Genomic DNA, 8834 nt, shown 5'->3' on the forward strand with positions numbered 1-8834 from the left:
CCCTGAATTATCAAACAATAGAAGAATTTAACAATCAAAACAAAATTTACAAAAATGTAGCTTAACTCTAACTGGAAATTTTATTTGCATATCCAAATTTCTTTTGATAAATAACTTTCCGAAATTAAACCTAATGTTTCAATGAATTTAGGACATTCATAATCTGAAAATAAAAACGCTGGATCTTCTTCGTCTTTGTGTAGTTCTTTTATTGCTTCCAAGAACTCATCATAATCCGCATAGTCTGAAAGCTCAAACCATTTACCAAATAAACTTCCTTGGTTGTACTTCTTATAAGTACTTACATAGATACTTACTGTATCTAAACAATTTCTTAACTTTGTCATGTCGATAATTTTTAATTGTGTTAAAGATTTATTGATTTTTGCCTAGTTGCGTTGCACCGCTTCTAGGCTTTTTTTATATTTTGAGATGAAAAATTTCAGAAAAAAAGAACTTTTGAAAAGTATCTTATATATTAATAAAGTCAATATCTATGCTAGTTTGCAAAGATTTAACTATAAAATTAAAGTTTCTTAAAATAATTTTAAACAAACTTTTAACTTAAAAAAATATCAAAGTTAGAAACAAAAAATACAGTTTGAGAGTAACAATATTTTGAGTAAGTGGAAAATAAAAGCATTGTTTATAGAAACCTTATCCAACAAACCAACTGTACAAAAATTAGTTTTGATTGATGGAGGGGCGTAGAAAAAACATAATTACTAACCCGTTGTGCATTATGAATAAAAAGGAAAAAGTTGTTCATTTGATTGAAAATCAGTAAATTGAATTAGCTATAAAACATTTACAATGAACAACTTAAACGCAAATTACAAAAGAATTTTGGAAGTTTTAAGAAAAATATCAAATGAAACGCTTCTTTCTTATCAAAGACGAGTTTCTAAATTAAAGGATTTAGAATTGATAAGCCTGGCATTAACCGCTGAATTTATGGGAATTGACAGTGAAAATCATTTATTTCGTCACATTCCGGAGACGATCAAATGTAAAATAGAAAGAACTGTTTACAATCGTCGAAAACGCAGATTAGCCAATAGAATCAATGATTTACGAATGAAAATAGCTCAAAGCTTTAATGAGTTTGAAGATGTTTTTATCATTGACAGTATGCCTGTAGAGATTTGTAAGCTTTCCAGATCTGGCACTTCGAAAATCTGTAAGGAGGTTGAGTATTCTTATCCCAACAAAGGTTATTGTGCCTCTCAACAAATGCATTTTTATGGTTACAAGCTTCATGCAGTTTGCTCTGTGAGCGGCGTTTTCCAAAGTGTAGATTTAAGTCCTGCTTCTGTTCACGACATCCATTATTTAAAAGATATTAAAGAGCAATTGTCTCATTGTACATTACTTGGAGATAAGGGATATTTATCATCTGAAGTTCAAATCGACCTGTTCAACTACGCCAACATAGAATTAGAAACTCCTAAAAGGGTTAATCAAAAAGATTACAAGCCTCAATTCTACCTGTTCAAAAAACAACGAAAAAGGATTGAGACATTATTCTCCCAGCTTTGTGATCAATTTATGATCAGGCGTAACTACGCAAAGACTTTTGAAGCATTCAAAACCAGGTTATTAGCTAAAATAACAGCTTTAACCGTTGTGCAATTCATCAATAAAGCCTATTTCAATAGAAACATCAATAATCTAAAAGTTAGCATTATTTAAAATGCACAACGGGTTAATTACTAAGTATGGGGTTGTTTCCTAGGTAGGGGATATAATTGTACTCAAAAAAAATTAGGGTAGATTTAACAGTAAGAATACTATATAAAAACGAATTTTGAAAAGTTCAAGTAATTCACTAGCTGTAATACTCTGTTTTGTATTGACCGTTTTACATCGTTCTACATTTTAAAAAGAAAATTAAGTAGTTTTAAAAACTACCCACAGCAGTAATATAATACAGTTTGTTTTTAATATTTCATATTAATATTGCGGTTGTGGGTATATTATTTATGCTTTACAATACAGACTGAATTTAGGTTTTTAAAACTAATCTAGTTTTTAAGACTTTAGATTTTAAAATTTACTATTTTTGTAATTCAAATTTTATCGAAAAAATAAAGCGTAAGCTGTTTATTTGTTCTGCCGAAAACTGGTAATTTTTAATACAGACAAAATAAATAGTGAAACGCCCTGTCTTAGCAGGGCTTTCCTATTAGTCTGTATGGGTATACCAGTACCTCGGTAGTTAATACGGTTTAGTCCCTGCGTTTTTCTATTATAACATTTCTCACTTTGGGACTGAGTGAACTTAAAAAATTCACTTATGAAAAAGATTTTATTTGCAATTGGTTTGATTTTACCAACATTATTTTTTGCACAACAAACCGAGAAAGATTCTAAATGCGATTTACCCGCAAATTATCAAGAACCAAAACCCGACAAGAAAATACAATCTAAATTAAAAAGAGGAGATGCAACCATTGAGGATTTGCGTAAGCATATTGCGGTTGAAAATGATTGCGATGTAAAAGAAGTGGTTTTTTTGATATTTACAGAGCAACTTGGTAACGGAATGTACTCCGTATGTGTAAAGGGTAAAGAAATGAAGTATAAAAGAATGGGGACTGTGTTTATGAAAAATGAATCTAACCCTTTTGATACAGCTTCCAAATGAAAAATCAATTAATCTCAGTTATTTTGATTTCTTTAAGCCTAGTGTCGTGCAAAAAAGAAAAATCTTCAAACGGAATGTTTAATGAAGATGGCACTATATCCGATTCTATGATGTCGGTAGTAAAAGGACATTTAAACGATGCTAAAATTTCGGCTGATTCAATTGTGAAAAGCAGACCTAAAAAAGTAAATACTGAAGTAGCTGAAGAAATTAAATCTGAACAAAGTCAAATATCAAACAAAAAGTTTGTTTTTGTGGTTTTGAAAGTAAGTGAAGCTACTGAAATTGGAGCGGATTATAAGAAATATCAAACTAAAGAGTTGGTTTCGGGAATTAATGAAATTTCTAATTATAACGAGGATGCTAAAGCAATGCTAGAAGACCAAATTATACAAGAATATAAAATGGGAGCATGGTCTGGAAATATCATATCAAAAGAAACGTTTGCATTCGATAATTATTCTTCTGCAAGTAAGAAAAGAAACACTTATCTAATTGAACAATAATCATGAAATATATAATTTCCTTAATCCTTTTATCACTTTCATTGTCTTTAAAATCACAGGTTCATACATTTCAATCTACTTCTTATGCTTACAAGGTAAAAATAGGGAAACTCTGGAGAAAATTGGAGCAAAAAGACTGTAACAAAGGTAAATATAACAGTAGATTTTAATAATGATATGATTTCTATTGATTCGGACAAGTCTCAAAAATTTATTTTGCAAAACTTTATGGGAAAGCAATTAAACAAAAATAGAGACGAAAGCGGTAAAACTAAATAGATCCATCTATAAATATTTGATTTACAGTAAATATACAAAATTATGATAATTTATGGGCATTCAATTTGTTTACTGATCTTTTTATTTTCAAAAAATTTATCTTACATTTGGGAAATATTCTATTATTGAGGCCGTTCACTGATTAACGCACAAACGAATAATCTAGAACCTAGGAAAACTGTAACAAACGAAGAAAAACTTCTGGCTAAGTTTTCAAACAAAGGCTTTAAAATAGAACTACGTATAACCCCATTGTGTGTTATGATTAAAAAGGAAAAAGTTGCTCACTTGATTAGTAATCAGTAAATTGTTTTTACCACAAAGCATTTACAATGAACAACTTAAACGCAAATTACGAAAGAATTATGGAAATTTTACAAAAAATATCAAATGATACTCTTTTAGAGTATCAACGTCGAACCCCAAAATTGAGTGATTTAGAATTAATTAGTTTAAGTTTAACCGCGGAATAAATGGGAATCAACAGCGAAAATCATTTATTCAGAATTTTCCTAGTTCTTTATAAACAAGATTGAGAGAACAGTTTATAATCGTCGCAGAAGAAGTTTAATGAATTTTACCTATACCATAAGATTGCAATTATCTGAAATATTCAATGAATTTGAAAATTACGTCATTGTTGACAGTATGTCTTTGGAAGTGTGTAAAATTTCAAGAAGCGATCGTTCTAAAGTTTGTAAAGAAGCAGAATTCAGTTTTCCAGACAGAGGATTTTATGCTTCGCAAAAATGTCTTTCTATGAATATAAATTACCAGCAGTATGTTCTGTAAATGGAGGTTTTAAAAGCATAGATCTTAGTGCAGTGGAGTTGCTAAGTTTATTAATCCATCGATTAATTTACAGAATATCATCAAGACAGTTATTTCATAGAATTAATAAGTAGTATTAAACTTTAAATAATATAATATGAAAAAGAAAATATGTTTAATTACATTGTTTTTCTCTCATTATTTACTTGCCAATGAGGGAGGGGGATTCGAGGATAAGTTTGCGGACTTTATTTCTTGGTTAGTACTTGTTTTATTACCTATTGGTGGTGCTTATCTATTTTGGAAAGCACATATATATCCAGAAGTAGTGGCAGAGAGAAACAACCACCCACAACTTGGAGCTATAAAAGCAATGTGCCTATTATCTTTATTTGTAGGTGGATTACTATGGCCAATAGCGTTGATTTGGGCGAATTATAAATATCCAAAAAAAGATTTTGAGCCATCTAATAAAATAAAAGTAGATGGAGAAGGAACAGAAAGCAATATAATAACGGAAAATCATCATAAATGTTAGAATTAATACTAGTAATATATGCGGGAATTTGTTGGCTTTTAATAAAAAAAATTAAACTAATTCCATGGACTTTTACTACACAAGTTGTGGTTTATTCTCTACCTATATTTGTTATTATAGCACTTTTGTTAAGCCTAAATTACTTCTGCCCTATAACATCAGATGTTAGGGTAATGAATAGAAGCGTAGACATTACATCTCAAACATTAGGTAGGGTGAAAAAAGTCTATGTAAAAGGTAATGTAAATATTAAAAAAGGAGATACATTGTTTGTTATAGATAGAGAACCATATTTACAAGAAATAAAAACAATTGAAGCTAAATTAAGTAATGCAAGAGCGTTAGTAAATTCGTATGATAGTGATATAAATGCTTCTCAAAAAAGCGTAGATGCTTTAAAGAATCAGTTAGACTTAGCCAATAAAAGAGTTCATCAATATCAAACACTTGTCTCGGCAGGTGCTGCCAACAAGTTTGATTTAGACCAAGCCATTACAAATGCTAATGATATACAAGCTAAAATACTTGCTGCACAAGCACAAACAGAATCCTTGAAAGCAAAGGTAAGTGCATCCTATAATGGAGATAATGTTATTGTGGCAGAATTAGTATCAAATCTTGAAAAAGCTAGATGGAATTTATCACAAACGGTAGTAATAGCACCTGCTGATGGATATATACCTAATATGTCTCTTAACGAGGGAGCAATAATTGGTCCGTTAAAAACAGCATTTGTATTTATAGAAAAAAAACAATTTATTGTTGGCCTTTTTGCCCAAAATGAATTACAAGCAGTGAATTCTGGGAATGAAGTAGAAATAGCAGTAAGAACTAATCCTGGTGAGGTAATAAAAGCTAAGCTAGGGCACGTAATAGATGCTACCAGCCAAGGTTTAATAAATAATGGATCTGGTATCATGACTCCTAGTGGTATGCCTAACACAGCTAATTATTACCCAGAAATAGAAGGGAAATTAGCCGCAACATTTATTATTGAAGGAGATCAAAATCTTACCACAGGAGCTCGTGGCAGTGCTGTAATATATTCTGATCACATAAAACCATTGCATTTAATACGTAAAGTAATGGTTAGAATAAATAGCAAACTAAACTATCTAATTGCAAAACTCCATTAGTATGAACAAAAAATATTTCGTGATTTTTATTGCCTTATGTACTTCTTGTGCAGGTTTAAAAAAAGAGAAAGTGCAAAAAGATATAGAAGATCTAAAAAAAAATAGCGAGGTTCTTACTCATTTAGAAATTCCAGAACAATGGATAATGGATAGAAATCTTTCTGCTGAAGAGTTTGATACCTCATGGATAAAGGAAATTTATTATGATGATTTAGGCGCTTTTATAAAAGAAGGATTAGAGCATAATGCTACTAAGCTATTAGTACAAGAAAAGCTTAACCAAATAGAAATTGCGATGGATATAGCAGCTAGTAATCTCTACCCAAGTGTAAATGCTATCGCAGGCTCTTCTAGTAATCTTGTAAGTGGCACCCAGATACAGAAAGTGGGAGTACAAGCTAATTGGGAATTAGATCTTTGGGGGAAAAACAAAGCCAATAAACTAGCCAGTACAAGCGCTTATTTTTCTGCCAAATATAAGTTTGAAAGATTACAACAAACTTTAGTGGGAATGATAGCAAAATCCTACTACCTTAATGTGGCTGGCGAAGCTCAAGAAAATAAAATAAAGCTGTATCTTACTCTTGCAGAAAATCTAAAACAGCTATATTTGGTAAGAAAAAATGTAGGAACAGCTAATGATTTAGATATATCAAATATACAAAGCGAAATAATAACTATAAAATCGGATCTAGAAAAGATACAAAATGCAAATCAACAGTCTAAAAGAGCTTTAGAGTTATTAGTAGGAAAATATCCTGAAGGAAAATTAACTCCTAAAGGAAATCTATCATCTTTAAAAACAAAAATTCCTACCCATTTACCACTTCAGCTCTTAGAAAATAGACCTGATATTTTAGCTCAACATTTTTTAATAGAGAAATCCTTCTATGAAGTAAAAGAAGCAAAAGCATCTAGACTCCCTTCTTTAAGCATTTCCTCTATTTTTGGCGCAGCAAATACCAATTTAAATGCTATTAATTCTTTGTTTTCTAACCCATTACTTAATGTGGGGGGAAGTATTGTTAGTCCACTTTTTAATGGAAGTAAACTAAAAAAAAATGTAGAAATTAAAAATTCTCAACAAAAAGAAGCCGTAGAAGAATATGCAAAAACAGTTTTGGAATCCTTAAATGAAATAGAATCTTCTTTAGCGAATTTGAATTCTTTGGTAAAACAATTAGCTTATGATATAGAAGTCGTACAAGAATTTGATAAGAATATTGAACTTACAAAAAAACAAATAAGCATAGGAAATAATAATAATTTTGATCTTATACAAAAACAAAGAATGAAATTAAAAAAAGAAATCTCTATTATAGATATCAATCTTCAAAATAGAATTGAGAGAATTAACTTGTTTTTAGCATTAGGTTGCCCAAAGTATGACCTTGTTAAATAGTGGATGGTTTTCAATTGATAAAAAAGACGCACTCATAAAATTCTTCAGCTATCTCAAATTTAAAATTAAAGTAACTGCGAATGATGGAACTATAGTAGAAAAAGAAATAGTCCCTAGACACTCTCCCACAAAGTGTGTAAGTTAAAAAGTCAGGGCTTGGATTTTATAATCTGAGCCTTTTTTAAAAATAAGTATAAATGAACTTGCAACTATTTTTGAGACAAAATTTATATACTCCTTATGCTAGATTTTTAGATTGATTAGACATTAAATTTTGATACTCTTTTATGGTTAAATTTCCTAAAGCCGAATGCCTTCTGTGAGTGTTGTAAAATGTTTCTATATATTCAAACACAGAGTTTTTGGCATGATCTCTAGTTTCATATCTATTTTGATAGATAAGTTCGGTTTTCAAAGTTTTGAAAAAGCTCTCAGCTACAGCATTATCATAACAATTTCCTTTTCCACTCATACTTCGAGTAATGTTTTTTCCGACTATTGATGTAAATTCTGTCGCATATTGTATCCCTCTATCTGAATGGAAAATCAAGCTATCATGATCCTGTAAAGGCCGATGGAGTATTGCCATTTTCAAGGCAGCAATACTGGTGTCCTGAGCCTTCATCGTCTCACTTAATGACCAGCCGATAACCTTTCTGTCAAACAAATCAATGACTGTAGTAAGATACAACCAACCCTGACCTGTGCGGATATATGTAATATCAGACACCCAAACCTCTTTACTGCTTTTAACCTGAAAGTTTTGATTCAAATAATTTTCAGCAACAGGGTATCGATGAGAAGAATTGGTAGTTTTCTTAAATTTTTTCTTTACAATACTTCTTAGGTTGCGTTCTCTCATTAATCTAGCCACTAAAGGACGTGAGGCTCTCATTCCTTTTGCTTCTAGTTCTCGGGCAATACGAGGGCTTACATATCTCCCACGGCTTCAATGATAAATACTGAAGATTTCTGCTGATAAAATGGCTCTTCTTTCTGACCGACTACTCGGCTTTCTTTTCTTCCAATGATAAAAACTGCTCCTGCTTACCTTTAGTACTTCGCACATCTTCCCAACAGGAAACACTCCAGCGTGTTCTTTGATAAATTTATATCTTACCCGTCTCTCTTGGAGAAGATGCCTACCGCCTTTTTTAAGATGTCACGTTCAAGCTTTGTTTCTTCCAGTTCCTTGCGTAGTCTCAATAACTCTTCCCTTATCGGATCAGAGGATATTGGTTTTTCCTTACTAAGTTTGCCTTCTTTGTGAAGTTTTCGCCAATTAACGAGACTTTCTTTACAGATCCCCAATTCTTCAGCTACCGAGGATACATTGACTCGCTGCTCACTTAAAGATACTGCTTGGAGCTTAAACTCTAAACTGTAATTTTTTCTGATCTTTTTCATACTCTTAAAGACAAAGAGTATAAGAATTGTGTCCTAACAAAGTTAGCAACTCCATCTCTCATGAAGTAATATTTAAAAGTGGAAATTTTGAAAAGAAACTAAGCTTTTGCTAAAAAACTTTCGTAAGAAGATTGCACAGAAACTGTGC

8 protein-coding genes and 1 pseudogene are annotated in these 8834 nt (G+C 31.2%); 7 read left to right on the plus strand and 2 right to left on the minus strand.

Features of this window, described 5'->3' with window-relative positions; translation table 11 throughout:
- Positions 1–80: 80 nt before the first annotated feature.
- Positions 81–347, minus strand: coding sequence for an antirestriction protein ArdA (locus BW926_RS13680; protein WP_083672338.1), 267 nt, complete (start codon positions 345–347; stop codon positions 81–83).
- A 466-nt stretch (positions 348–813) separates the two neighbouring features.
- Between BW926_RS13680 and BW926_RS13685 the strand changes: the two genes are divergently transcribed.
- The 7 genes from BW926_RS13685 (at position 814) to BW926_RS13715 (ending at position 7279) form a co-directional block, all read left to right on the plus strand.
- The gene (locus BW926_RS13685) at positions 814–1692 is read left to right on the plus strand and encodes an IS982 family transposase (RefSeq protein ID WP_076447882.1); all 879 of its coding nucleotides are present in this window, start codon (positions 814–816) and stop codon (positions 1690–1692) included.
- Between the two features lie 604 nt (positions 1693–2296).
- A complete protein-coding gene (locus tag BW926_RS13690; protein ID WP_076447884.1) occupies positions 2297–2647 on the plus strand; it encodes a hypothetical protein in 351 nt (116 codons plus the stop codon).
- Positions 2644–3153 carry a hypothetical protein gene (locus BW926_RS13695; RefSeq protein ID WP_076447886.1) on the plus strand — a complete coding sequence of 170 codons (510 nt, stop codon included), beginning with the start codon at positions 2644–2646 and terminating at the stop codon, positions 3151–3153. Before BW926_RS13690 ends, BW926_RS13695 begins: the two co-directional genes overlap by 4 nt.
- An 849-nt stretch (positions 3154–4002) precedes the next feature.
- Entirely contained in the window at positions 4003–4224 is a 222-nt protein-coding gene (locus tag BW926_RS13700) for a hypothetical protein (protein ID WP_076447887.1), read from the plus strand.
- Between the two features lie 136 nt (positions 4225–4360).
- Entirely contained in the window at positions 4361–4741 is a 381-nt protein-coding gene (locus BW926_RS13705; RefSeq protein ID WP_083672339.1) for a DUF3302 domain-containing protein, read from the plus strand.
- On the plus strand, positions 4735–5877 hold the full coding sequence (locus tag BW926_RS13710) for an HlyD family secretion protein (protein ID WP_076447889.1): 1143 nt from the start codon (positions 4735–4737) through the stop codon (positions 5875–5877). Before BW926_RS13705 ends, BW926_RS13710 begins: the two co-directional genes overlap by 7 nt.
- 1 nt (position 5878) lies before the next feature.
- Entirely contained in the window at positions 5879–7279 is a 1401-nt protein-coding gene (locus BW926_RS13715; protein WP_076447890.1) for a TolC family protein, read from the plus strand.
- 238 nt (positions 7280–7517) lie between these two features.
- Here the strand turns inward: BW926_RS13715 and BW926_RS13720 are convergent.
- Positions 7518–8686 (minus strand): annotated as a pseudogene (locus tag BW926_RS13720) (IS3 family transposase).
- Positions 8687–8834 lie beyond the last annotated feature (148 nt).

The organism is Chryseobacterium sp. RU37D (assembly GCF_900156075.1).
Lineage (GTDB): Bacteria > Bacteroidota > Bacteroidia > Flavobacteriales > Weeksellaceae > Chryseobacterium.